At 60.2% G+C, this 588-nt stretch carries 1 protein-coding gene; it reads right to left on the bottom strand.

What is annotated here, in order from left to right; all coding sequences use genetic code 11:
- The coding region (locus CXQ97_RS21070; RefSeq protein WP_219815488.1) for a disulfide isomerase DsbC N-terminal domain-containing protein at window positions 1-423 on the bottom strand (423 nt) is incomplete at its 3' end.
- Window positions 424-588: the final 165 nt, after the last annotated feature.

Here is a 588-nt window from a genome sequence, read left to right on the forward strand (position 1 = left end):
CTGCGAAACCTCGCTGTGCAGCTTCTGGCAGTAGCCACAGTCAGTATCGGTAAATACGGTGATATGGGTCTTGGGTTCCTTGGGCGCGAACACCACCATCTCGCTGGCCGGGATCGAGTTGACCTGCTTGGCCACCGACTTGCTTTGAGCTTGCTCGGTCAGGTTGACGGCCTGACCATCCTTGAACTGGTAGAGATAGCCCTGGATGACGAACTGCCCATCAGCGCTGGCATACAGCTGCCGCCCGCCCTCCAGCTGAACCTGATAAACCCCGGGCATCGGGCTCTCGGCAATAGCCTCGATGGGCATGTCCGGCTGGATCTTCTGCAAAGACTGGCGAATCGCCTGATCCGGATCGGCGGCCATTACAACAACGCTGGCCAGACCTGCAACGGCGGCAGCGAACAAACGAATCACGCCCATGGAAACTCCTGGCAGCGACAATCGGGGAGAGGCGCAAAGCCTATCATAGCCATGCCGTACATACTGCTAGCTGCTTCTCTGGGCCGCCGCCGAGACCACGGCCTACTATCGCCGGCGCTCTGCCCTAGCCGCGTGGATGGTGCGCCGCATGCAACTCCTGCAATC

It is taken from the genome of Arthrobacter sp. B0490, from assembly GCF_002929355.1.
Taxonomy (GTDB): domain Bacteria; phylum Actinomycetota; class Actinomycetes; order Actinomycetales; family Micrococcaceae; genus Arthrobacter_D.